This window comes from Burkholderia sp. MSh2 (assembly GCF_000731655.1).
GTDB lineage: Bacteria > Pseudomonadota > Gammaproteobacteria > Burkholderiales > Burkholderiaceae > Burkholderia > Burkholderia paludis.
This window is the reverse complement of the sequence record NZ_JPGM01000071.1, coordinates 1-21,596: the sequence shown is the minus strand read 5'-3', so window position 1 is coordinate 21,596 and position 21,596 is coordinate 1. Positions and strand designations below refer to the sequence as shown.

Annotated in this window: 20 protein-coding genes and 2 pseudogenes; 14 read left to right on the top strand and 8 right to left on the bottom strand. The window is 58.8% G+C overall.

Going from position 1 to position 21,596, the window contains the following annotated elements; genetic code table 11:
- Positions 1–423 precede the first annotated feature (423 nt).
- From GQ57_RS32115 to GQ57_RS32075, 9 genes are all read left to right on the top strand, one after another.
- Positions 424–1,425, top strand: coding sequence for a hypothetical protein (locus GQ57_RS32115; protein WP_152603407.1), 1,002 nt, complete (start codon positions 424–426; stop codon positions 1,423–1,425).
- An 89-nt stretch (positions 1,426–1,514) separates the two neighbouring features.
- Positions 1,515–2,123 carry a hypothetical protein gene (locus GQ57_RS32110; RefSeq protein WP_052001549.1) on the top strand — a complete coding sequence of 203 codons (609 nt, stop codon included), beginning with the start codon at positions 1,515–1,517 and terminating at the stop codon, positions 2,121–2,123.
- Between the two features lie 248 nt (positions 2,124–2,371).
- On the top strand, positions 2,372–2,653 hold the full coding sequence (locus GQ57_RS32105; protein WP_034199976.1) for a hypothetical protein: 282 nt from the start codon (positions 2,372–2,374) through the stop codon (positions 2,651–2,653).
- 207 nt (positions 2,654–2,860) lie between these two features.
- Entirely contained in the window at positions 2,861–3,265 is a 405-nt protein-coding gene (locus GQ57_RS32100; protein WP_034199975.1) for a hypothetical protein, read from the top strand.
- Between the two features lie 96 nt (positions 3,266–3,361).
- The gene (locus GQ57_RS32095) at positions 3,362–3,736 is read left to right on the top strand and encodes a hypothetical protein (protein ID WP_034199974.1); all 375 of its coding nucleotides are present in this window, start codon (positions 3,362–3,364) and stop codon (positions 3,734–3,736) included.
- Positions 3,737–3,945: 209 nt separating this feature from the next.
- On the top strand, positions 3,946–4,476 hold the full coding sequence (locus GQ57_RS32090) for a PAAR domain-containing protein (protein ID WP_034199973.1): 531 nt from the start codon (positions 3,946–3,948) through the stop codon (positions 4,474–4,476).
- Complete coding sequence (locus tag GQ57_RS32085; protein WP_052001548.1) at positions 4,473–5,237, top strand: VRR-NUC domain-containing protein; 765 nt, start codon at positions 4,473–4,475, stop codon at positions 5,235–5,237. Before GQ57_RS32090 ends, GQ57_RS32085 begins: the two co-directional genes overlap by 4 nt.
- Positions 5,237–6,328 carry a type VI immunity family protein gene (locus GQ57_RS32080; protein WP_235215161.1) on the top strand — a complete coding sequence of 364 codons (1,092 nt, stop codon included), beginning with the start codon at positions 5,237–5,239 and terminating at the stop codon, positions 6,326–6,328. The genes GQ57_RS32085 and GQ57_RS32080 overlap by 1 nt, the downstream gene beginning before the upstream one ends.
- Positions 6,329–6,344: 16 nt before the next feature.
- Entirely contained in the window at positions 6,345–6,896 is a 552-nt protein-coding gene (locus GQ57_RS32075) for a hypothetical protein (protein ID WP_034199972.1), read from the top strand.
- 10 nt (positions 6,897–6,906) lie between these two features.
- Here the strand turns inward: GQ57_RS32075 and GQ57_RS44310 are convergent.
- Both GQ57_RS44310 and GQ57_RS32065 read right to left on the bottom strand, forming a co-directional pair.
- Positions 6,907–7,398 (bottom strand): annotated as a pseudogene (locus GQ57_RS44310) (OB-fold nucleic acid binding domain-containing protein); the annotation flags it as partial.
- Between the two features lie 576 nt (positions 7,399–7,974).
- Entirely contained in the window at positions 7,975–8,493 is a 519-nt protein-coding gene (locus GQ57_RS32065) for a hypothetical protein (protein ID WP_152603405.1), read from the bottom strand.
- Between the two features lie 104 nt (positions 8,494–8,597).
- On the opposite strand from GQ57_RS32065, the gene GQ57_RS32060 reads away from it, so the two are divergent.
- A complete protein-coding gene (locus GQ57_RS32060) occupies positions 8,598–8,801 on the top strand; it encodes a hypothetical protein (RefSeq protein WP_034199969.1) in 204 nt (67 codons plus the stop codon).
- A gap of 87 nt (positions 8,802–8,888) precedes the next feature.
- A pseudogene (locus GQ57_RS40670) lies at positions 8,889–9,119 on the top strand (IS6 family transposase); the annotation flags it as partial.
- Positions 9,120–9,792: 673 nt separating this feature from the next.
- Here GQ57_RS40670 and GQ57_RS32055 read toward each other — a convergent pair.
- Positions 9,793–10,485 carry an autoinducer binding domain-containing protein gene (locus tag GQ57_RS32055; protein ID WP_034199997.1) on the bottom strand — a complete coding sequence of 231 codons (693 nt, stop codon included), beginning with the start codon at positions 10,483–10,485 and terminating at the stop codon, positions 9,793–9,795.
- Positions 10,486–11,051: 566 nt separating this feature from the next.
- A complete protein-coding gene (locus GQ57_RS32050; protein WP_034199968.1) occupies positions 11,052–11,651 on the bottom strand; it encodes a LysE family translocator in 600 nt (199 codons plus the stop codon).
- A gap of 158 nt (positions 11,652–11,809) precedes the next feature.
- Here GQ57_RS32050 and GQ57_RS32045 point away from each other — a divergent pair, with 158 nt between their 5' ends.
- Together GQ57_RS32045 and GQ57_RS32040 are read left to right on the top strand one after the other, a co-directional pair.
- Positions 11,810–12,697, top strand: coding sequence for a LysR family transcriptional regulator (locus GQ57_RS32045; RefSeq protein WP_081896817.1), 888 nt, complete (start codon positions 11,810–11,812; stop codon positions 12,695–12,697).
- A gap of 9 nt (positions 12,698–12,706) precedes the next feature.
- Complete coding sequence (locus tag GQ57_RS32040) at positions 12,707–13,435, top strand: IS6 family transposase (protein ID WP_034199966.1); 729 nt, start codon at positions 12,707–12,709, stop codon at positions 13,433–13,435.
- A 169-nt stretch (positions 13,436–13,604) separates the two neighbouring features.
- Here GQ57_RS32040 and GQ57_RS40665 read toward each other — a convergent pair whose 3' ends face one another.
- From GQ57_RS40665 to GQ57_RS32030, 4 genes are read right to left on the bottom strand one after another with little or no spacing between them, the layout of a single operon-like run.
- On the bottom strand, positions 13,605–13,856 hold the full coding sequence (locus GQ57_RS40665) for a PAAR domain-containing protein (RefSeq protein WP_081896816.1): 252 nt from the start codon (positions 13,854–13,856) through the stop codon (positions 13,605–13,607).
- 33 nt (positions 13,857–13,889) lie between these two features.
- A complete protein-coding gene (locus GQ57_RS40660; protein WP_152603404.1) occupies positions 13,890–14,462 on the bottom strand; it encodes a lysozyme inhibitor LprI family protein in 573 nt (190 codons plus the stop codon).
- 5 nt (positions 14,463–14,467) lie between these two features.
- Entirely contained in the window at positions 14,468–17,422 is a 2,955-nt protein-coding gene (locus tag GQ57_RS32035; protein WP_081896814.1) for a pesticin C-terminus-like muramidase, read from the bottom strand.
- A gap of 60 nt (positions 17,423–17,482) precedes the next feature.
- Positions 17,483–19,987 carry a type VI secretion system Vgr family protein gene (locus tag GQ57_RS32030; RefSeq protein WP_034199965.1) on the bottom strand — a complete coding sequence of 835 codons (2,505 nt, stop codon included), beginning with the start codon at positions 19,985–19,987 and terminating at the stop codon, positions 17,483–17,485.
- 1,009 nt (positions 19,988–20,996) lie between these two features.
- Between GQ57_RS32030 and GQ57_RS42405 the strand changes: the two genes are divergently transcribed.
- The gene (locus GQ57_RS42405) at positions 20,997–21,257 is read left to right on the top strand and encodes a hypothetical protein (protein WP_152603403.1); all 261 of its coding nucleotides are present in this window, start codon (positions 20,997–20,999) and stop codon (positions 21,255–21,257) included.
- Positions 21,258–21,596 lie beyond the last annotated feature (339 nt).

The following is a 21,596-nucleotide window of genomic DNA, read 5'->3' as shown; positions in this document are numbered from 1 at the left end:
CTGATAATACGAGTTATCACGGTTATAAATAAATGGGGGCGTATCAATAAATCGGAAAATTCGCCTGAATGTCCGTTCTCTTCGCGTGGCCGGCGCGACGTCGAGCGGGCCGGTGGCCGTCACGCGTTCGGCCGTTACGTGTCCGACACCGCCCTCAGGCGGGTTGCTCCGATATCACATCGGCACATCTGGAGCGTCGTTGGGTGACTCACTGCGGCCACTTGCATTCGACGGTCGAATCCCTTAGATTGGTAGCGGGTTTTTCGCCCGCGGCCCCCGACCGGAGCAGCTGTCGCTCATTCGGGTCGCGACTTCGTCGCGAATCAGGTGGTCCACACACTGTGAACCTTCTTGGGACGGTTCTGCGCGTGTAATCGACAGCAAGCATCGAGATGCAGAACCTCTTATTGGAAGGGTCATATCATGATCGCACTTACTGTGCGCTCTCGAGAAGAGCGCTTGGCTATTCCCCGCAGCATCCAGAAGGCGATTGCGCCGGTATTGTCTGCGAAGCTTTCGTACCTGCAGGAAGCGTGTGCTTTTGCATTCGGGGTGTCGAAGGATGCGTCGCTCGTTGCCGCGATCGACGCCGGCAAGACTTTCGGTCGGGAGGATTTCAGCCTCCTCCGCTTTGTTGAGCGTTACACCGCGCTGTCGGGTGATCGCTTCGGCGCGGAAGCGTGCGCGCTCGCAATCGACGACATCACGCTGCAAATCGAGATCGACCGCTACTCGGAAGTGCGTCAACGGCACGACCGCTACCTCGACTTGGCCTATGGAATTCGCGTTCGTGTCGACGGTCTGTCGGCGGACGCGCGCGCCGAGACGCCTATCTTCGCACTGCCCGACGCCTTCGGCGGGGCCGCGGGCGGTATCGGGATCCGTGTCGCGTCGAACCATGATCACAAATTTGCGGGTGAATATCCGATTAGTGCCAAACGCAACGCCGAGTTGCTGACTGCGAAGCTCGTCGAGGGCAAGTGGGCGGGCGCGGCGTACATCGATCTGCCGTACGACGGGGCAGACGATGCGCGTGCTATCGGCTCGGTTAAGGCTGCGCTCGCGCGCGCCATCGTCCCTGTCATCGACCCGTGGGTGCGGTGCTCGATCTTCCGGCCCGATGGCTATTCCGATCGCGTGTGGCGCGTGCATTTGTCGCTCGGGTCGACCGCCCGAGCGGCGCTCGGCGGTTCGACCCTCGTGTTCGACTTGCCGCAGCACCAGCAGCGTTTCTTCCGTCCGGATACGGGTTTCCTGTTCGACCTGAATCCCGAGATCGGCGTGCACAAAGGCCGGTTCATGGACAGCCAATGGCTGGCGAATATGCAGTCGAACGGCGTGAGTGAAGCCGAAAACGAAGTGCCGATCGGCGAGCTGCGCGCGATGCTGATCCGGAACGTCAACATCGCGCTCGGCCGCAAATAATCGCCTTGCACGCCCGAAGTGCTCCGCGCGCGGATTGTTCGCCGCGGGGCACACGGCAGCGCGACAGGACGTCAAAACGGACGCCTAACATGATCAACTACATCACGCCGGAATTGCTCACGCACCTCTTTCCGACGCCGGCGGCGGCAGACGAGGTAGAGGTGACCGAGCCGTTGTCGATCGATCCATCGATTGAAGCGGTCGGAATCGACTTCGGTGGTACGCGCTTTGTGGTGTTTTTCGCCGATGTAATGGCGTACGCCGGAAGCGACGCGGATTACGTTCGCCAGACAGCTGCCGCCTGGAACAACGGCTTCGTTCCTCTGGAAGGTTCGCGTCTGGTGAAATTCGTGCGTGCGGACGCCGACCCGGACACGATGTTCGACCCAGCAAAATGGCCGTTGCCCGATGCCGCGATGATCTGGCAGTTCATCGAAGCGCTGGCGTTCGCGGTAGAAGGGCACGCCGTCGGGTTCCCGGCCGTCAGCCAGTACTTCTATATGCCGCAGACCGGTAAACTCGACTCGCTCTATAATAGGATGTCGCGCCAGTTCGAGCGCGGCAAATATGGGGTCGCATTCCGGTGCGTGACGCGCCCCGCCAGCGACGAGGGAGGATTCTATGGCTATGAACGCATCGAGCAAGTTGCGCCCGAAGGTGGTCGAGCTGCAGAAGTTCGGGCTCGCCGTGGTGCTTGAGCACACGGAAGCCGCTGTGGCGAAAGGGTCGTTGCCGCCGCGTCCGCTTCAAGCGCGCTACCGCGCGAAGCTGCGCATTCGGCATCCGGTCGAAGGCGGAAAAGAGTAAGCAATCGGGAATTGGAAAGCGCCACCTTTGGGTGGCGTTTTCTTTTGGATGAACGGGAACGTATCATCGGCCGTTGAACCGCTACACAGAGCCCGATATCAGATTCGAGGGCCAGTTCGGATAGAGGAAAAGCAAAACGATGGGACAGCTTGTCGAATTGGCGATTGCTGCGAGGTCGGAAGACGAGTTCGAGCAATTATGTGATCGCGCCGAAGCCTTGGCGGGGGTCGTTGCGATGAAAGTAAGTAATAGGGCAAACAAAATCGAAACGCTGCATGCGCGGCTTGTTACGTCGTATCGACGCGACTCGGCGACCTTAACTGTGACGCTCGAACTGGACGCCGAGGCAATCCAATCTTTCGAGCTTTCGCTGGACGGTCGCACGATCTTTGAGGCTATCGAGAGGTTGACGCGACATTGAGTTGAATCCGGGGATAGGTGCGAATGCAGGTGAGGTAGCAGGTGCGACGCGCGGTGTACAACGACCAGTCATGCGCGAGGCGACCACCGGTGACGGGCACCCGGTATGCTTGCCGTTTTTCATGGTGTGCGGGGAGGACGCGAAGCCAATTGGCCGCAGTAGGTCTCCATCGGCAGGCAGATTCCAATAACATCGAATAAATCGACAATGAAGAAGCTCTTTTGCGCAGCGATCCTGAGCCTATGCGCGGCCGCATGCCATAACAGAACAGACGGCACCGACAGCACCGACAGTATCGTTGGAACGTACGGTGTTGAGGACCACGGTAAGGTGGAGCCGTTTGTGAAAGTCGATGTCAAGGATGGCAAGTACACGTTGTCGGAGTTCCACTCCGGAACTTGGGTGCCGACGAAAGGTGATCTGAGACCGTTCACGAAAGCGGATCTCGAGTCGTTCACCAAAACGAAGGTGGACGTTCCTGTCGATGGCATCTACAACAGCGCCTTTGCGTTGATTCACGTGCCGAAAGGGTGGACCGACGGTTCGCTCACTTCAAAGACGGGGTACTTCGCGATCGTACTTTTCGTTCCGGTGGAGCTAGAGAAGCTTTGACGCCGTCGGGACAACAAGATCGACTTGTGACGGGCCGTGTTCATGACGTCCCTCAACGCGATGGGCTGGTGACTGGTCAGCCAGCAGTATCTGCGTATGAATCCGTTCGCCGGCCTGCCGACGGCGCCCGCCGTCGCGCTCGGCACAACCGGCCGCATGCGTACGCTCGCGCAGTGCCAGTTCGTTATGCAGAATGTCTTACGGCGCGTGTCCGCCTTTGACGTTTCGGGCGAACTGGCGGCGCACGACGCAACGACCGCGTGCGATGCGATCGTGCTGCTATTCGTCTACGCGACCGGGCTGCAGCGGGTCGAGGGCGCTGCGGTCGCCGTCGGCGCACCCTCGCGCGGCGTGCTTGATGACGCTCCGGACGATCGGTGGAGCCTGCCCGTGATGGGCAAGGGCAGGCGGGCACGCACCGTGCCTATGCCGCGGCGCATCAACGATGAGCAGCAAGCGCAGCTGCGCTAGATATGTTGACGCCGGCCGCGGCGATGACCATCGCAGCGGCAAACCTCGTCGGCCGTTCGTTGCATCGTGCCCGAGCGCGACCGGAGACTGATGGGTCTTATCGGATCGATCAGGCTAACAAATTTTGACAGTCGGCCCGAGGCCTCGGCGCGGCGTGTCGCGACGAAACAATGCTAAATTCATGCGACATAACAAACCGAGGGCTGTCTATGACCTACGCGTTTATTCGCGAAGGCGATACGACGTCGCATGGTGGACGCGTACTCGCCTGCACATCAACGAACATGATGTTCGGGAAACCCGTCGCGCTGCTTGGTGACATGGTGGCGTGTCCGAAATGTGGTGGCGTTTATCCGATCGTCGACGTGAAGGTGAGAAGCATGACCTTTGGAGGTCGGCCTGTCGCGACGGAAGGAGACAAGACGGCCTGCGGAGCGTCGCTGATCGCCTCGCTGGGATCTGCGCACGTCGAGCAGGTTTCCGGTGCGGCAGGCGGGATCGGTGGCGGAAAGAGTGTCGTGCCACAGCAGGATTCGAGCGCGACCGATCGGTACCGTGGCCGGTTTCAAGTCCTGAATAGCGAAACCGGCAGTCCCGTTCCGAATCATCCCTACTCCTTCCAGACCCCCGGCGGTTCCACAATCTCCGGCCAGACCGACTCGCAAGGCTTCACCCAGTGGCACGAGTCTGCCGAGCCGACTTCGATCACGTTTCACGGCGAGGGGAGTGCCGAAACGTGAGCAAGTGGTCGATCGGAGGCACGGCGCCAGGCACTGGCGAAACCAGTCCCGTCTACCTCAATTCGAAGCTGCGCCCCAAGGACCAGGCGAAGCTGTGCAGCCTCATGTGCACATGCAAGAATGGCCCGGCGAAGTCGGTAGACAACAAGGACCTTCGACAGATCTGCGTTGCTACGCAACTGAAAAAGGAAGACACCAATTACACGACCAGCATCTACAAGGCTGAAGTGAAGTACCTCATGACGGTTCGGCCACCAACACCGATCATGAGCCCGCGCACCCCGAACAAGACTTATGGTTGGCTGCCACAATGGATCAAAGGCAACTGGGAGGGGGAGTACGAACGAGGTGCAGGCAACGTGCGTATCCCGGACGTCGTGATCGTGAAGGATCCTGCGAAGGAGCCGACGCAGGATAATCTTGATGCGGTGGTCGAGATGAAGTTCAAGGGCGACAACTATTCAACGCGGCACCAGAAACAGGACGAGGATATCGCGGGCCCGCACGCCTCTGCGGTCCTACTGACGCCAGAAGATTGCGGTTGTCCTGACGATGATGGGAAGAAGCAGGAAAAGACCAGCGAGTACCCTGTGCTCGGGCCCGTGCCTCGGGACACCACGGACGGTACATCGAAGGCGGCGCCCTGGAGCCCGTTCGATGAGCTCGAGGGCGTGACGAAGCATGCGCGCAGTGTCTTCGGCCCGCGGCCGCCGGACGGTACTGTGCCTCCAGCATCGCCGAACCTGATTCCGCTATTCTGATGATCATGGACGAACAAGCACTGATCGAGTGGGCGAAAAATGCCCAGACTGATGCCCTGTTGAAAGGGGGCATGCTCCTGCCCAAGCAACGCCACGACTACATTGGCGCTGCGATGGTTGTACGCGCGGCGCTGTTTTTTCCAAACGCGTATCAGGAAGCCGTGCAGGGCGAAATTGCGAACTGCTTCGCCGCCTATGCCGCCTACGCAGGTCCGCGTCTTCGTTGGCTCACGCAGGACGGCCGGAAGCCCGTGCAGCTGAAGGATGGCCAGGTCGACCAGAAGGCGTTTCGAGCGCGGGGCGACGCTGGTGTCACGGCCTATTTGTCGTCTGGCGAAAAAGCTGACGATGCAGGACTATGGGAGTTCCGCGTGTTCGGGATTCTCGAGTACGAGGAAGCGATGCCGGAGGCTGGCGCCAGCGCGCTGACCTTCTCGGTTCCCGCGCCGTTTCTGGTCGCCCATCCTCGTGTGTTTCAGCAGTTGTTCGTCGACTTCGCGAAACGGTTGAACGCCTACAACGGCTATGCCGGCTTCGCAGTGAATCTGAGCCTGACGGAAGCCGAAGCCAACACTCCGACGGAATACTGGTTGGCGCGGCGTTATATTGCACTCGACGTCGGCAATCCGCTGCTCAACGCGACGCACCTGCGAACCAAACTGAAAACAGTGTCCTGGCTCACGTGTCTGGATAAGGCGTTATTGGAGCAGGTGGGCGGGATCACCGCGCTCCGAAGCGAGCTACCGCCAGACTGGTTCGCACTGTACGACATGAACGGCGGGGTCGTGATTCAAGCCGGCCCGGAGCCAGAATCAGGTGGCGCTGCCGATGAGGCAGGGAAGGGGCCGCCGGTCGCGCCGGCGAACTACGTGATCCTCAACAATGCGCTGAAGGCCGCTCGAGCGACGACCGTGTGGCGTTTGCAACGCGGCTTGATGGGTGCCGCCGCGCCATACTTCGACACGACTGCCGAAAGTGATGATTGGCTGCACCGATTCGACATTGATGAGAGCGACGTATTCGACTACAAAGCGAAGCTGTTGAAAATGCCGCGGCTGACGGCGACTTCCGTGCTCCCTGATCGACTTTGAAAGGAGGGTGTCCACGATGGCGGAATATATCCCCCCGCAAGGGGTTGGTCGTGGGGCCCACTTGCCGAACATACAGGCGACGTATATCGACTTGCATCGACTTTTGGCAATCTTTCTCGCAAGCAAGGAATTCGCGGATCGAATTGAAGAGGCCCAGGGCCATGCCGCAGAACTGGGTAACCCGCTTTTCCGGCTGCAGGAATGCGAGGCGGACGAGATTTCCCGGATTTTGTTGAGCCTCGCTGTCACTGCTCGTGCCGTCGACGATGCGCACGATCGAATCTTTGAACTGGCTGCCGGACCATGTGGGACGCTGTGTCGAAATGTCGAGCGGCCAGATGACACGACCGATCTTGAGTTGCGGGAGGCCTGCAACAAGATCATCCATGCGAATCACTGGCATTTCGATATGGAAGAAAACGCGAGCGGCAGGTCATACCTGACCCCGACCATGTACATCTACGGCAGCAGTCAGGGGGGCCGGGGGTGGAAAGCGATCTTGGATGTAGTCGAGTTCGCGAAGCAGTATGTCAATACTGTCGCGGCTATGCGCGGTGTAGCGCGTTAACTGTTTCCCATCAGCAAAACTCTCGCGCAGTCGTCGGCAGTGCCCCGAGTAGTTCGGTCCGGTCGACGAGCTTCCGCGCGATCAGGTGTCGCACCTTGCCGTCGGTCTGCCACACACCATAGACGGCAAGCAGCGCCGTGCCGAGCGCCTCCTTCCGATACATTTCCAGCAGCTGCGGCCAGAGAATCACGTTCACCTGGCCCGTCTCGTCCTCGAGGGTCATGAACAGCACGCCGTTGGCCGTGCCCGGCCGCTGCCGCACCGTCACCAAGCCGTACGCGCGTGCGAGCTGTCCGCTACGCAGTGTCTGCAGTTGTTCGGCCGATCGCAGGCGATCGAGCGTCAGGCGATCACGTAGCAGCGCCAGCGGATGCCGGCCGAGCGTGAAGCCCATCGCGCGATAGTCCGTCACGATCTCGGAACCTTCGGACGCCTGCGGCAGTGCCGGCACCGCATCGTCGCGTTCGGTACCGCGCAGCAGATCTCGATCAGGTACTGTAGAGGTCCGTTAATTTCGCTACCCATGTCCAATCGCCTTGCTAATGACGGACTCTTCTATGTCATTGATTCTTCAGCGTGATCGAAGAATTTCCGTCGTTATGGCGCGTTGCTATTTCACAACATTTCGCACAAGGCTTCCCCACCAATTCAGCTAATACCGATTTCTTGCCCGTCAATTCTACTAATGTAGATTGACCGCCATCGACAATCTGCGTCATCAAGCGCAAAGTGGGCAGAAGCGAAGCCCGTGACATCACGGTTGCCCGCACTCTGCGCCCTTCGGAAATCGGCCGCTCAGCTTGCCCCCAATATCAAGGTATGTGAAGAACACGGCAACAATCTGGAGCGCATTTCTGCGTCGATACCACGGAAGGCAAAAACCATGGATCGCTTGCTCGCGAATATCAGCAAATATCGACAGCGACGCACCGAGGCATCGTGGTACCGGAGATATTAGCGTAATTAGTGCACCCAGTAGCAGAATTAACGGACTTCAACACATGCGGCGGGAGCGGCGGACGATGCCCTGCAGGCGCTGCGCATCGACGTCGAAGCCACGCGGCTCGCCGCCGAATCCTCAGTCGCCGCAGTGCAGGCGGATCTGGCGCGTACGGAAACGGCGCTCGAGCAGCGCACGGCCACCCTTCTGGCCGCGCAGGTATGTATCCAGGAACTTGAGCAGGCGCAGGCTGCGGCCGCGGCAACACGTGACGGGCTCGAAGGCGAGCTGGCACGTGCGCATCAGACACTGCGCGAGCGCGATGCCGCCTTGGCGCAGGCCCGTACCGATTTCGCGGCGGAACTCGACAAACAGCGAATCAGCACGGAGTTGGCCGAGACGCGTTTGCAGGCCGCGGAAAAGCGCGCGTTGCTCGAGATCGAGCGCGAACGTACTGCGAATACGCGTCTGCAGCGTGAACTGGACGGTGCCCAGCAACGCGCGGCTCGCGACGGCGAGCGGGCGCAGGCTGAGATCCAGTCGCTGCATACGCAACTGGGCGATCTGCGCCATCAGGCGGGTATGCTGGAAGGGCGAATCGAAGCCATGTGGGCGAGCCACGCGGCCCAGGCGCAGGAACTCGAACGCCTGCGGCAAAAAGCGTCCAGTCCGGGCAGTGCGCCACGACGCACTCCGCGGCGCGCGACGCGGCAGTCCTCCGGCGCTGCGAAGGGCACTGTTCGCAAGCCCGGAGGAAAGGCATGAGCCGCGCAGGACGCGGGAGGCAGAAGGCAGCGTGCCCGGAAATCGGCGCGCTGATGCGCTACGACGAGCGGGTGGTGAGGGTCGTGGCCGAAGCGCGCGGTCAGCGCGTGATCATCGAATCGATTGACGAGGATGGCCGTGCGTTCCGGAGTGCGGTGAAATGGGTGAATCTCGTGCCGCTTCCGGCGCAGCTATTCTGATGATACCGGCGGTTCCGGTTCGATGATTTCGCCACCCCGGTACAAGTTTTACTTCCGGAATGGATCAACTTTCACTTCGTCGAACGCCGGGTGAACAACCGGGCAGAAAACAGTCACCAGCCCACGCGCCGGCGTGAGCGCCAGATGCAGGGGTTTCGCGATCCGTTGCGCACCCAGGCTTTCCTTTCACGTTTCGGTCCGATCCGACAACACTTCGCGCTACCCCGTCACTGCATGAGGGCTGCGGATCACCGCACCCGGCTGAAGGGACGCATTGCCGACTGGTACCGCTGGAGCGACGCAGGCTTCGCTCGATAATAAGAAGGACTCCTGTGCATTACCAATTCGAACAGCCTCCAGCACTGAACTTGACAAAGCCGTGCCCAGTGATTCCGCTAATGCGGGGCGACGACCGTCAAACTGAGGAAGTGGGCAGCGGCAAGTCGCTGGCCAGGTATTTCATCGACGTGCGCCGAATTCCAAACGATGGAGTTGAAGCGCGACATGGGCGTGCACTACGGCTCAATGTCGACAGCCGACCTCACCCTGGAAAACAGGCATTAAAGTCGAACTCCGGTCCCTTTGACGAGAGGTATCTTGTTGCGCACGCACCCAAGTTGTTGATCTTCGGTTGCGTGCACGCCCTGCTCTCGTCACGAGCGACTTTCCTCATTATGCCGCCCGGGAGCCACATCTGGCATCGCAAGCTCTCGAAGGCGCATTAGCAAAATCTTCGCACATACACCCCCTCATTGTTGCATCAGCGCAACGCGGGCGGACACGAACAGAACGTGGCTCTCGGCCTTTGCAGCCGGCGCTTTCACGAGTTTTCCCATTAGCAGTATCTGTGGTCACTGTTAGCAGAAACTTCGAACGGCAACAGGAGCGAACTTGATCGGCCCGGAAGCAATGCTGCGGACACCGGCGCGCCGAATCGGCGCTGCGGCGGCAACCGCAACCGCTTCGGCACGCCGAATCGCGCCGCGTGTCGTTAGTAGATGATGCCGAGCAGTACCGCCTTGACGATGGCTTGAGTCTTGTTGACCGAGTTGAGCTTCTCCATGATGTTTTGCATGTGGAAGGTAATCGTCCGCTCCGATATGGAAAGAATGGAGGCGATTTCTAGCGCAGTTTTCCCGTCAGCAGCCCATTTCAGCACTTCCTTTTCGCGTGTAGTGAACGGTCCCGTGTGCATCGCGGCCGACGTCGTTGGCGCGTCGACCAGGCGCGAATTCACCGCATGAGCGGCGTGCACCAGATAGATCAGCCGGCTTTCCGTTGCGGCGAGTTCCTGATCGGAAATGGCGTCCGCGCTGCGTGATACGCTCCACATCGCAATGCGCCCATGCTTGTCGCGAATGGGCTGGGACCAGCCGTGCGCAAGCCCGTGTGCCTTCGCTTCCTGCCAGAACGGTTCGTCCGCGCATGCGTCGACCGGCCATACGAGCGGCGATGTATAGATTAACCCGTATCGAACGACGGGGTCGCGTGCGAAATAATTCCCGTCGAGGTAGCGCTGTCGCCAGGACTCGGGATAGGTGTTGCGCGTACTGAACGTAGGCCGGGTCACCGGCAACGGATCGCGTGCGCCATAGGCGCACATGTCAAATTCGAGCGCGCGGGTTTGGGCCGCAACGAAGTCGAAAATCTCATCGAAGCTCTGCGCGCGCGACAACGTCGTCATGACGTCTTCTCTCCATGCATCCACAACATTCTCCAAATAGCGTGTAGTGTCAAACGCACGCGATCGATGACGACTAGGTCGCATGCGTCGGCGAAATGTTCGCTGTGCACGAATTAAGGAGGCTCCATTCCTTGCGCAACACGTTGATTTCGCAAATTTCCGCAGCGTGTCGATATCGACTGGCTGGATCAGCCAGGGAAGAGGTGTGAAGCACGTCGATCGCTACCAACGACGTTATGCACCCGGTTCCGGCCGGATGTCGTGGTGTTTGTTGTTTTGAAAGGCCTGTTGATCCCGGTGCCTGACGTGTGTTGCGAATGCCTTCGCCGGCCGCAGGCGCGGATTTTCCGCAGATGCGCCATGCAGGCGCGGTTACGTCGGCGAGGTACGACACCGACTGCCGGCGGTCGCTTCGTCGAGCGTCGAGTTTCCACCAGCGCGCCCGGTCGTTGTACCGCCGACGGCGGTCGACGCGGTGGTACGACGAGCCGCAGTATGTTCTTGTCGGCTACGTGCGTCTCGTTGACCGCATATACGTCGCCTGTTTCATGCGGTACACGGCACGATCAGTCGAGCCATATCGGCACGATCGACAGCGCGAGCAGAAGCCCCAGCGCCGCGTTTGCGATGCGCCAGTGCCGGTTGGTTCGCAGCGTACGGCCGAGCAGCACGCCGACCGTACACCACAGCACGAGCGAAAAGATAGCCGCGACGCCGAATGCGGTGCCGAGTATCACCGCGAGGCGCCCCGGGTCGGGCGTCAGCGCCGCGAACGATGCGGCCGCGCCGAGCGCCATCGTCCAGCCTTTCGGGTTGAGCCACAGTAGCAGCGCGCCACCGATGAAGCTGGTCGGCGTTTGGGACGCATTCGCATGATTCTTCGGGGCGCCGCTCGACGCGATTTTCCACGCGAGCCACAGAAGGTATGCGGAGCCCAGCACTTTCATGATCAGTTGCAGCGCCGGTACCGCGTGCAGCAGTCCAGCCAGCCCAGCCGCGGCGATGGCGGCGAGCGATCCGAGACCAAGCGCAATCCCGCCGAGCAGCGGTACGCTGCGCCGGAACCCGAACTGCGTACCCGAGGCTGTCGCCAGCGTGGTCGCTCCCCCGGGCGTGATGGTGGCGACGATGACGAATACGATTAGGGAGAACAGCGTCTCGGACATGGCTAGACAACCTCGTATGAAGAGCTGGGGGCGGCTTAGGAATCTGTCTCGGCACGAACTGGATTGGGTACCTGACAAACTCTAAAAGTCTTTCGCAGCCTAGGGTATGGAATGTTTATAATGATCCTATTAGCGTTGCTAATGCTCTATTTCTTCCCATGATCCGCAATCTCGATACGAGTCTATTGCGCACCTTCGTCACCGTTTCGCGTCGTTCGACCATGACGGCGGCGGCGCACACGTTGCATCTGACCCAAGGCGCGATCAGCCAGCAGATCAAGCGGCTCGAGGAATGCTTTGGCCAGCGGTTGTTCGATCGCTCGCAGGGGCGACTGAAACTGACTGCCGCAGGCGAGCGCCTGCTCGAGCGGGCCGAGCAGCTGGTACGGCTCAACGACCGTATCTGGTCCGACATGAACGGACCGGTGTTTGCCGGCGTGCTGCGCGTCGGCGCGCCGTCCGATTTAGTGGGTACCTATCTCGCCGGCATTTTCAAGGCGTTTGCCCACCACTATCCGCACGTCGAGATCGTGCTCATCAACCTGGGGTCAGTCGAACTGTCGGCCGCGCTGCTCGACGGACGCGTCGACATCGCGGTGATCGAGCAGCCGGCGCGCGAGCCGGGCGGGGAGTGCCTGCGCATCGAGCCGCTCGTGTGGGTCGGCGCGGTCGGCGGCAGTGCGTATCTGAAGCGGCCGCTAGCGGTGTCAATCGTCAGCAACGCGTGCGTGTTCCGCCCAGCATTGTTCGACGCATTGACTCAGCATGAGATTGCGTGGCGGACGGTGTTCGAGAATGGCGACATCGAGGCGACGAAGGCCACTGTCAGCATGGACATGGCGGTGACCGCATGGCTCGCGTCGACGGTCCCCACCAATCTGCAGATGTTGCGATCGGCGTCCGGTTTGCCCACGTTGCCGGATTTCGCCGTGACTCTGCATCTGCCGCCATCTGGAACGACGCCACTGGTCGAGGAAATGGCGAACTTCATTCGCAACGGCTTTTTCGACGAGGGCGCTGTCACGTTGGCGGGTGTGGTCGCGTAAGATGAGGCGATGAAACCGAACGCGCTCTACCACGGCCATCGATTCCCCGCAGCGATCATCAGCCAGGCGGTTCGCTGGTATTTCCGCTTCCAGCTGAGCCTACGCGACATTGAGGATCTGCTATTCGAGCGCGGCGTGATCGTCAGCTACGAGACGATCCGCCGGTGGTGCGACAAATTCGGTGCGGCCTTCGCCCGGCGGGTCAAGGCTGCGCGACGAAAGCCGGGCCGCACCTGGCATCTGGACGAGATGTTCGTGAATCTGCGCGGCGAGCCCTGGCTGCTGTGGCGGGCGGTCGACGAACACGGTGCCGAGCTGGATATCCTGCTGCAGAAGCAGCGCGACAAGGCCGCAGCGAAGCGCTTTTTCCAGCGTGTACTGCGTTCCTGTCCGGCACCGCGCAAGATCGTCACCGACCAGTTACGCAGCTACCCGGCTGCCAAGGCTGGCATCCCGGAGCTCGCCAACGTCAAGCACGTGTTCGTGAAGGCCGCCGCCCGCGTGAACAACCGCGCCGAAAACAGTCATCAGCCGACCCGCGAACGCGAGCGACGCATGCGGGGATTTCGCGACCCGAAGCGCACTCAGGCTTTCCTCGCGAGCTTCGGGCCGATCCGCCAGCACTTCGCCCTGAAGCGGCATCTGCTGCGTGCTTCGCTTTATCGCAAACACCTCGCCGTACGTTTCTCGACGTGGCGTGAATTTACCGAGGTCACCCGGAATCCGTCTGCCGCATGAAACATGCAGGTCGCGCTCGCGCCCCTTGTGAACATACTCCGCTAACGTGACAGCGCCATGTCGCGGCGTCCCGCCACCTGCCCCGAGCTGGCCACGCCGAAGTCACATCATGCGATCGCACACGGCGCACGCTCGTCGTGCACGGGATCGCCCCGACAGCGCAACACTTTCAGATCAGGCTCGAGATGAGGTGACATCCACATGTCGCCCGATGCCCATGGCGGGCAATCGGGATCCCGCCGTCCGTCATCGAAGAATCGCCTTCCTCTATGACGTTAGGCAACACATCGGGGTGCTGGGGACAGGACACTCGATCCCCTTTACGAGAGACGTAGCGGCCGTCAAAACGCATGGTTGCGGATCCTGTTTCAACTTTGCCACCGTGATCGGTGTCGTCACCGATTCGAATCAAATTGATCATCTGTCGCGCGCTCAGAGTAAATGAGCCACAAAATCACCAGTTTTTAAAGAAATTAAGTCTAGCCACACACGTGTTGCGGTCTTCCTGCAACTTCGCGGCGCTCATCTTGCAATTCAGATCCACATATTTCATCCAACTTGGATTGCTTCCGTCCGGTGTGTTTTTTATCAGCCTCGACATTACTTTGGTGATATCTCCGCCTTCGTAAAGATTCGCCATGACGGACAGCGACCGCCTGAAATCATCCATCCCAATAGATGATTCCAAGTAGCTAATTTCATTTGTTCGCACCTCTGTCACCGACGTCAAGCAGGCCCATTTGTCTATAGATGCCTCCGCTCCCGGAGCGGTGGCATTAAACGCTGCATCGCAATATTTCTCCTTATACGCGACCCATGCCCTTTGAGTTTCGATGAGATTTTGCTTCTCCGCAGGAGCAACCTTTTTTATAAATTCACTATAATTCTTGTTTAATACTTTATCCGCATCATCATAATTTTTTTGTGCGCAATCAGTTAACTCTGCGTTGGTTTGGCCATTGCAGACAACCTTCGAAAAGGCCACACTCGAAATAAGCATCAGTACAAGAAAAGCAACATTCTTCATCACAATTATCTCCAACAGTCACAAGTCATACCTTTCTCGAAAAGAACTGCCTCCTTCTCCCGCCGTGTGAGTAGTCCGTCGTTCCCGGTTCCCTCCCACAATACTTTCATGGCACGTAACTGCACCGGAACTTCCGGGAGGTTCTTATTCTGAATAGCCGCGTTAATGTTTCTCATGTGAACGCGTGATTTTTGTCCAGGTTTGTCTTCAAGTAGAGACCCGCGATTATAGACTAAACTGAGCAGAGCCCCTTGACAATGGGGATGTAGCTTTGTAACGCCCGGAAATGCATCAACCGTAAATTGAGAGTAACGCTTCTTAACCCTCTTGGCCATCTCAAGCGCCTTCGGCTCAGTTATTTTTATATCGGTGAAAGATGGAATAAATTTCCGTGCTGCGTCCCCACGTTTTCCGAGTGCGGTTAGTAGCCTTGTAATCTCATCCTCTGTATAGAAGCCATCCAAATCACTGCGAACCATTGCTTCGCTTTGTTGCCCCAAGTCATAGCCGTAGCCAAACGTTACTCCACTGGATTCACTATTCTTTGGAACGTACGGAATTTCACCATACCCTTCCGTATCGAGAATAAGATGGAAACCTTCTTGAGACGCGTAGAACATTCCCTCCGTGGTGGGAAAATCCAGCACGTTAGTTTTACATTTTGCGCTACAAACCATGAAATTTCCGATCAGCCCAATCGGATGGAGGTGCCAAGGCGAAAGATCACTAGGGAAGCCATCGACACCCGTGATTTGTTCCCACCACTGAAGCTTCGCGAGCCGATCAAGCTCCGTCTTCCACATCTCAGTCTGCTTCTGCATGAGCGGAGTGAGTTCTTCCCACTTGCCCAGACCGCCGCCCCATTCGGTTTCGTTGCGCACCACAAGATGCGACAGTGCTTCGGCCATCCACCGCGTTTCCAGCGCGTGTTTCAGCTCCTGCGCCGACACCTTCCCGTCATGGTTCGTATCGATCGCCTTTTCAATCTTTGTAATGAGTTCGCCTGCGTTGACCTTCACAGCGTCTCCCAGAAACTCCGTCCCTTCCTCATCCGCCATATACTGCTCGGTCGTATGGATATGGCGCTTGAACATATCGGAGGGGCTAACGCTGCCGTTATCGACCAATTCGAAACCTGGCCATTCCCAAGGACTGCGAAGCTGTACGCGTGGGTGATCGGTTTCGCACACCCAGCCAGTCAGGCCGGAGCCGTCCTTCGAACCGATCGTGATGTTCCACCAATGATGGCCCTTGTCGTCGACCGCAACATTACCCTCGCCGAGCTTGTCAAGTTCGGGACGGCGCAACACGTCCCGGAAGTCCGCGCCCGGGCCGGTTGCCTTAGAAACTTGCAGCGGGAAGTTTTGCCATCCCGGAACATTGGCCGTGCTGATCGTGTTCGCGAGACGACTTTCGACCCACAACGGTTTGCCAACGTCCGCGAACGTCTGCTTGGCCTTCTGCTTACCTTTGGCGGGCACATTGGTCACGCTCTTAGGCTGCACCTTAATCCAGCGCGAACCCTTTGCATCACCGATCGGTACAAGCTTCAACCCGGCTTGGGTCAGCCTCTGATCCGGCTCTGGGATGTCAGTCACCAGTTGTGCCCCGGGCTCGATTTCAAGAAGTGACTTGTTGTCTTCGTTCAGTTCTTTCGCGCGAGCGCGGCTTTTCTCTATGAAGTCCTTGAAATCCGAACCGGCAAACACTTCGAGGTGCAACATAGGAAAGTTCGGCTGGGGTGGTATCGGACTTGCCTTCATTGGCCACTGATACTGACCAACATGAGCGAGGACGTCGCCAGCATTGACTTTCTGCGGTTCCTTTAGGATGACGACCGCATCAAGCGGCGTCGGATCTACAACCGCGTCCAGCTCCCCCTTGAAAAGGTAGCTCCAAGGCGCTTGAGGGGATACCGGTTTGCCAACAACCGCAGGCAGAATCGTCCCGGATTTAATCGCCTTGATCTTTATCCAGTCCTTGTGTGCGGGATCGCTTTCACCTGCAATCACTTCGGCCCCGGTCGGTAACAGACCGAGAAGCTTACTCTTGCCGTCAGGCTGCTCTCGAATGTGCAACCCTTTCGCTAGAACCGGCGGCCCCATATCTTGATCGCTACTTGCAGACGACGGCTCGTCTCCATTGGCGTTCTGATTAGGTAGATTGCCGGCCGAATCGCCAGGTGCGGAAGGCAGCTGCGCTGGCGCCTTCGGCTTGTCAACGGTTTGTGTGTCTTTCGCCTTCGCACCAACACGATAGTAGCGGTCGCCTTCCCAATACGACATCGGCGCGGGAAGCGACGGATCAGGCTTCGGATTGGATTTGGCCTGCTCGATCGCCTTCTGATAAGTCTTCCAATCCATCGTGTGCATGTACAAGCTGAAGAACACGAGGGGCTTGTCGTTTGCCGGTTTGCCGCTGGGCGGTGTGCCGTCGGCGGGGGTAGATGTCGGAGGCGTGGCGGTAGGGGCCGATGCTGGGGCCGATGCTGGGGCGGATGCCGGCGCCGATGCGGGCTTCTCAGGTTGCTTCGGAGCCGGCTTCGGCGGTACTGGTGGCAATTTCAGTTCATGCCGAACCAATACAAAGCCGGTCGAGTAGTGCGCCAGACCAGCATTGTTTGGATACGTCGTTTCCTCGTACTCCTTGTTCAGCCTGTACGCAACGATCTTGCCGTCCGCGATAGCACGGACACCAGCGTCCTGCTTCAACATCTCCGCGCTGCCGTCGGCGAAATGCACGCCTCCATGCCACATCCCGCTGACGCCCAGCGGATAGAACCCGTTCTCGCACTTCGCCAGCGCCGCAAAATAGGTCATTGGGTCAGCGGCGTCATTCTTGCCCACTGGCGTGAACGGATACGCCCAAGTCAGTTGGGTATCAGTGGGCTCGGCTGGCTTCGGTGCCGGATGCGGCGCGGCCGGCGGATGGTGCTTCTTTTTGGGGGCTGTCTTGCTCATATTTCCCGACTCGGATTCGGTTTCAAGATTTTTTTGTTGATGCCTGCTCTACGGGGGGTCTTACCCAGAGAACACCGTAAAACGCCCGCCGTCTGCCGATACCGGCGAGGAATGAAGCGGATTCTGGAGCGACCCACTTGCGGCACCGGATTTTTCCCAATTCGCGCATTTTTCCAAGATTTGGCCCGACGTTGCGTTCTCAATCATGTTCGCCGTCAACTTGATATACGAACCGTTCGCGCCTATCCATATTTCGTCAGCTGACAGATACATCTTCTTGCCTGCCGTGATCTTCACATCCTGCGAGGCGGCCAGGCTCATCGAATCATTCTGCGCTTGAAGATCAATCGGGCCACCTGCAGCGTAAATTTTGACACCGAGCTTTTGCGCAAACAGGCTGATCTGTTCCAGTACGCTGGCGAGCAAAGCCCGGCCGGCGGCAAGATTGATGTCCTCCCCGGCCACCATATTGGTTTGCTTGTTTGCCGTGATGTGGGCTGACCCTTGAGTCGACGCGGCGATCCCTTCCGGACTCGACAGCAGCATGATCGGCTTCGCGAAACCGTTCGCGTTCCCGGTGCCGCCACCTGCCGTACGGCCGCCCTTGCTTGTGCCGGCCACCGCTTGCTGCGTAGCGTCGGTGAACGCTTTTAGCGCATCGCGGCCGCTTTGTTGGCTTTGCGCCCGGTTCGTCTCGCTCGCCTTCGAAGTCGCCTCCAGCATCGCTTCGGCGCGGGTAAGCTGTTCAGACGCTGGTCCCGTACTCAGTGGTTGCGTGGAGGCGGGTTGCGTCGAGACGTAGAGACCTTGTTCAGCCCTCACAGCACCATAGGCTAGTGACTTGAGGTCGAAACCGTGGCCGATAAATGCACCACGTGTATTCCCCGAGTGCTGGATCAGGTAGCCCAGATGAAGGTGGCTGCTATAGCTGGTTGAGTACAAATGCACACGATTTTGACCAGTGGCGTCGTCCATCATGAGTTGGTTGTAGCCATCGCCACCGTATTCGCGGGACAACAAGCCCGAGGTCAGGCCATGCGTGTGCCATTCAGGCATGCTTTTCCCGCCGTGCATCCTGGAAAGGATCACGGGGCGATCGCAATCGCCGTTGATGAAGCCGATCAAGCATTCGTCGTTCTTGCGCAGCGGAAACATGCCACCGCGTTTGTAGCCCGCATCGGGCATGGCCGCGCGTATCCACGCAGACACGTTCTGGTCGCCATCGTTAAGCCGATCAGATGTCAGCCGAATTTTTGCCCGGAGCATGTCGTCCGTATAGATTTCCTCTTCGTCCGCCCCCCCGACGATGCCGGTCTGCAGCTGCATGACAGGCTTCTTGTGTTCGAACGGGCTGCGAAAGGCAACACTGCGCCGTTGCGCTTCGATCTCGACGTGGAAAAAGCCAACACCACCGTCGTCATGCCGCACTGCCGAACCTACACCAGTAGCACGCGCCTGCTCGACCTCTGTACGGAGGCTCTTGCGAAAACGCATCAGATTCTCAAGCCCAGGTACGTTGTTCTGAATCAGCCAGTTCACGGAAAGAATCGCCATTTCGCGATCCTGCTCCGATTGCGCATCGTGCACGGGGTGCCCCGTCAATACGCCGTAGCGACCCGGCCAGGCGCAACGTAATGCACCTACGCCGTAGAAGCGCTGCGCACGCGAGCGCCACCCCTGAGTAACATAGTTCGCCTGGCTTTCGCCCATATCGTGGTCGGACCATGTATGCGAGCCGGTGTAGTCGTACTGTTCGCCCAAGCCAGGAACATCGTCCAGGTCGAGCGCAGGCATGGTGACATGCTTGGGGAGGTCGGGGCGCTTATAGTCGAATGTCCCTGTATCGAGTTCAGCCGACTGAATTTCTTGAGAATCGACCCATTCGCAGAGACCGTCGAATTCCTCGTCTTGCACGGAGCGGCTGAACGAAATGGTCTTGTGCGTCAGTTCGGGGACGGAGAACAGATCGTCCATGATGACGACCTTGTGTGACTTACCGTCCTTCGCCACTTCGAAACGCGGAAAGACGCCGAGTTCCTCAAACGTGCGATGGACGTAGTTCCAGTCGGATTCCCATTGCACACGCTGCGAATAGGAGCGCAACGCTTGCCGTAGTTGCCAGGTGAAATTTCCAGCTGCCTGCGGATACTTTCCGAGCACATCCGCCACCGTTTGCTGCGCGGGCGTCTCGATCCAGTCGCGCCGGTCGCTACCAAGCCGAAGCAGGGCGAGATACGAATTAAATCGGAGCTGGTAATAGGTATTGGCTCCATCCCCGCCCAGGCGACTGAACGCGGTCACATAGCCGTGAACCGGCATTTCACTTCCGTCTACCTGGCGAATCCACAGCGTCACGGATTGGCGGATCAGTGCTTTGGCCTGGATTGATTCAAGCTGCGTCGAGGTTGCGTCTATCGTAAATTCGAAGTCTCGTCCAAGGCATGCACGCCCCCGAACATAGAGTGGGATCAAGCGGTTTTCGCCCAGCGGCGTATCAAGTCGGACGATCCGTCCTAATTGCACGTATTGCGCACGCAGCGCCTTGTTCAACAGATCAGAAACCATCGAGCAACCTCGTGCCATGTGCAAATAAAAAAGCCGCCGAGCAACGTCAGGCGGAAAATTGGCTCCACATCAACAGGAGAAGGCTCGATATGTCGGCAGCTAGCTTGGCCTTCATATGTTGGCGGAATGCGGCTGATCGAGCCATACAGGCTCAACGACTCATCTTATCAAAGGGTCGATTCTACGCCGCCTCAAGCTAACGATGCTTTACATTAGCTCCTCCCCGAGCCGGGGCGGCGCATAGTTACATTCGTTAATCAATTGAATGGTGCTGCCTCTTTTTGCACGCTGCGCAGGACCATTTCGATTTCTGTGCTTATTCATGGTCGGTTTTCCGCCAGCGTAGTGTGGCGCTGCCTTGACCGCCTGCAATCATCGGCGAGATATATCGAGAGTTCGCCGCTGGTCGCCGGCGCCACGCCTAGCTCCGCGTCGTTCGACGGTCACAAGACCTCAAGCTGGGCGGTGCTGATCACGTCGCCTCCGACGTCCGGGCAAGGCTAGCCTCTCACACGAACGCACCCGCACTAATCAGCTTGGAATCGCTCGATAGGTCTCGCCTACGCATTCGATCGAGTACCAACGCGCCCCTCCGTACTCCGGCCTTGTACTATCGTGGCGCGCGTAGAGCAACGCGAGCATGCGTACCGTCTCGCCGGGCTCCGGAAGCCGATCGAGATCGCCACGAAGAACCACACTTTTCCGAGTGATAGTCACGGAGAGCGTTCGGTTCCGTTCGCGAGGCTTCGTTGTCGCCGGATCTCGCGCCCCCGTCGAAGGACGACTAGCGCCTTCGGCAACTGCCCACTGGGCTAGGTCCCCGATCGACAGTGCGTGCCCCAGTATTGCACTTTCAATGATCCAACCTTCGAGCAGAGACACAGCTTCGCATATTTCCGAATCGCGGCTGACCCTCAGTTTCGGACTATCCAGCACCTTAGCGCGCGGGGTTGATGAAATATAGCCAGTTGTTAAGATAGTGGTCCGCCACAACTATAGAGAGACCACCATGGCAATGTCCGTACAGAAAAGAAACGCGCTCATTCGAGTTCAACAAGCGCAGTCACGACTCGCCAGTGAGCACGATGCTTGGCGCCTCGCTATTCGGTCGCACCAGGAGACCATCGATTCCTGCCTCGCAAATGGCATGACCTACGGTGCAGGAAAAGCAACTTCCAACAAGATTCACTCCGGTCATCAGGATGCATTCAATGCCGCCTTGAAGGAGCTGCTCGAAGCAGAAAAAGATTATCTCGCGATCCCGGCGTAAATGCTCAACATCGGAACCAGTCGCTCCGATGTCCTCCAGCGTGGCTAGGCGGTGCTCCCGGTCATGCGGCTCCCATCGACCGCCTGATCCTTCCGCGGGCCGCTTGTCTTTGCATCCCGTGCTCGTTCGCCCGCGATATGGCCGTTGCCGCCTACGACTCATCGCGGTGCGAGTACGCACAGATTAGCGCAACCGACTTGATTTCTTCGCCGCGCAATTGCCCAGACCGGAACGGCCGGTTACGAACTATGACCTGAGACGTTTCTTGTAGCCATTCGGCAAGTGAGTTCTCTTTTATCCTAGAGGCAAGGAGAACTCGATGAAGAAGCGATTTACCGA

Bases quoted from the DNA above. Each gene is read 5' to 3' on its own strand.
- GQ57_RS32115 (WP_152603407.1), top strand. From the start codon at position 424: ATGATCGCACTTACTGTGCGCTCTCGAGAAGAGCGCTTGGCTATTCCC.
- GQ57_RS32110 (WP_052001549.1), top strand. From the start codon at position 1,515: ATGATCAACTACATCACGCCGGAATTGCTCACGCACCTCTTTCCGACG.
- GQ57_RS32105 (WP_034199976.1), top strand. From the start codon at position 2,372: ATGGGACAGCTTGTCGAATTGGCGATTGCTGCGAGGTCGGAAGACGAG.
- GQ57_RS32100 (WP_034199975.1), top strand. From the start codon at position 2,861: ATGAAGAAGCTCTTTTGCGCAGCGATCCTGAGCCTATGCGCGGCCGCA.
- GQ57_RS32095 (WP_034199974.1), top strand. From the start codon at position 3,362: ATGAATCCGTTCGCCGGCCTGCCGACGGCGCCCGCCGTCGCGCTCGGC.
- GQ57_RS32090 (WP_034199973.1), top strand. From the start codon at position 3,946: ATGACCTACGCGTTTATTCGCGAAGGCGATACGACGTCGCATGGTGGA.
- GQ57_RS32080 (WP_235215161.1), top strand. From the start codon at position 5,237: ATGATCATGGACGAACAAGCACTGATCGAGTGGGCGAAAAATGCCCAG.
- GQ57_RS32075 (WP_034199972.1), top strand. From the start codon at position 6,345: ATGGCGGAATATATCCCCCCGCAAGGGGTTGGTCGTGGGGCCCACTTG.
- GQ57_RS32060 (WP_034199969.1), top strand. From the start codon at position 8,598: ATGAGCCGCGCAGGACGCGGGAGGCAGAAGGCAGCGTGCCCGGAAATC.
- GQ57_RS32055 (WP_034199997.1), bottom strand. From the start codon at position 10,485: ATGACGACGTTGTCGCGCGCGCAGAGCTTCGATGAGATTTTCGACTTC.
- GQ57_RS32050 (WP_034199968.1), bottom strand. From the start codon at position 11,651: ATGTCCGAGACGCTGTTCTCCCTAATCGTATTCGTCATCGTCGCCACC.
- GQ57_RS32045 (WP_081896817.1), top strand. From the start codon at position 11,810: ATGATCCGCAATCTCGATACGAGTCTATTGCGCACCTTCGTCACCGTT.
- GQ57_RS32040 (WP_034199966.1), top strand. From the start codon at position 12,707: ATGAAACCGAACGCGCTCTACCACGGCCATCGATTCCCCGCAGCGATC.
- GQ57_RS40665 (WP_081896816.1), bottom strand. From the start codon at position 13,856: ATGATCAATTTGATTCGAATCGGTGACGACACCGATCACGGTGGCAAA.
- GQ57_RS40660 (WP_152603404.1), bottom strand. From the start codon at position 14,462: ATGAAGAATGTTGCTTTTCTTGTACTGATGCTTATTTCGAGTGTGGCC.
- GQ57_RS32035 (WP_081896814.1), bottom strand. From the start codon at position 17,422: ATGAGCAAGACAGCCCCCAAAAAGAAGCACCATCCGCCGGCCGCGCCG.
- GQ57_RS32030 (WP_034199965.1), bottom strand. From the start codon at position 19,987: ATGGTTTCTGATCTGTTGAACAAGGCGCTGCGTGCGCAATACGTGCAA.
- GQ57_RS42405 (WP_152603403.1), top strand. From the start codon at position 20,997: ATGGCAATGTCCGTACAGAAAAGAAACGCGCTCATTCGAGTTCAACAA.